The sequence below is a fragment of the Spongiactinospora sp. 9N601 genome (assembly GCF_044326295.1).
Taxonomy (GTDB): Bacteria; Actinomycetota; Actinomycetes; order Streptosporangiales; family Streptosporangiaceae; genus Spongiactinospora; species Spongiactinospora gelatinilytica.
Map to the genome: position 1 here is coordinate 1 of NZ_JBIRBB010000060.1, position 1,367 is coordinate 1,367.

1 protein-coding gene is annotated in these 1,367 nt (G+C 69.0%); it reads left to right on the forward strand.

All coding sequences use genetic code 11. The annotated features are described in order from the left end of the window. The first annotated feature begins 148 nt into the window (after positions 1-148). Positions 149-1,351, forward strand: coding sequence for an ISAs1 family transposase (locus ACH34R_RS44110; RefSeq protein ID WP_397567621.1), 1,203 nt, complete (start codon positions 149-151; stop codon positions 1,349-1,351). The last annotated feature ends 16 nt before the right edge of the window (positions 1,352-1,367 follow it).

Sequence of the window (1,367 nt, forward strand, 5' to 3'; positions counted from 1 at the left end):
CAGGGCTGAAGCGTTCTCGGCTGGTGGGACACATGTGGGCTCGATGAGACCGGGCGGTAAGGGCACCCCTGGGCGCGGATGACAAACGCGACCCCTCATGATCGTTGGGTGTCTACGCCAGTCGATCAAGAACAGGGGCCGCGTTCGCGTGCCATCATCCCCGATCGACGTGCTCTCCCGCCACTTCGAGCACGTCTCCGCCGCTGACTCGCTGAGCGACTTTCCCGATCTGCCGACCCTGGCCGAGGTGCTGGACATGGTGCCCGACCCGCGCAGCCGCCGGGGACGCCGCTACCGGCTCGGCCCGCTGTTGGCGTTATCCCTGCTCGCCGTGCTCGGCGGCGCCACATCTCTGGTGAAGATCACCCGGTTCATCGCCGGGTACGACCCAGAGCTGCGCGCCCGAGCCGGTCTGCCCGGCACGCCACGACTGGCCGCCAGCACTCTGGGACGACTGCTCGCCCGCCTGGACGGCGACGCCTTCGACACCGCCACCTGCGGCCATCTAGCCGGGCTCGTCGGCTGTGCGCCGCCCGCCACCACGAACAGCCCGCCCTCAGGCCGGATCCCGCTCGCCGGGCTGGCCGTGGACGGCAAGGTCCTGCGCGGCAGCCGCACCGCCGAGACCACGGTCCACCTGCTGGCCGCCACCCGCCACGACACGCAGATCGTCGTTGCTCAACGCCAGATCGAGGCCAAGAGCAACGAGATTCCCGCGTTCACGCCCCTGCTGTCCGGGCTGGACATAACCGGTGTGGTGATCACCGCCGATGCCTTGCATACCCAGCACACCCACGCCCGGCAGATCATCGAGACGGGCGGCCACTACTTGTTCATCGTCAAGGGCAACCAGCCCACGCTGCTGAGCCGGCTCAAGACCCTGCCCTGGCGCGAGGCCGTCCTCAACAACCGCACCGACGAGACCGGGCACGGCCGCCGCGAGATCCGCCGCATGAAGATCTGCACCGTCCGCCCCGGGCTGCCCTTCCCGCACGCCGTCCAGGCGATCCAGATCAAACGCCGCCGGACCGACCACAAGACCGGCAAGACCACCATCGTGACCATCTATGCCGTCACCAGCCTCCCGCCGGGACGGATCACGCACGCCCAGCTCGCCGCGCTGATCCGCGGCCACTGGAGCATCGAGGCCCTGCACCACATCCGCGACGTCACCTACCGCGAGGACGCCTGCCGAGTCCGGACCGGTACCGCACCCCGGATCATGGCCAGCCTCCGCAACCTGGCCATCGGCCTGGTCCGCCTGATCGGCTGGACCAACATCGCCGCCGCCACCGATCACTACCGCAGCCACCCAATGGACGGCCTACAGCTACTCGGTCTTACAACCTGAGAACGCTTCGGCCCTG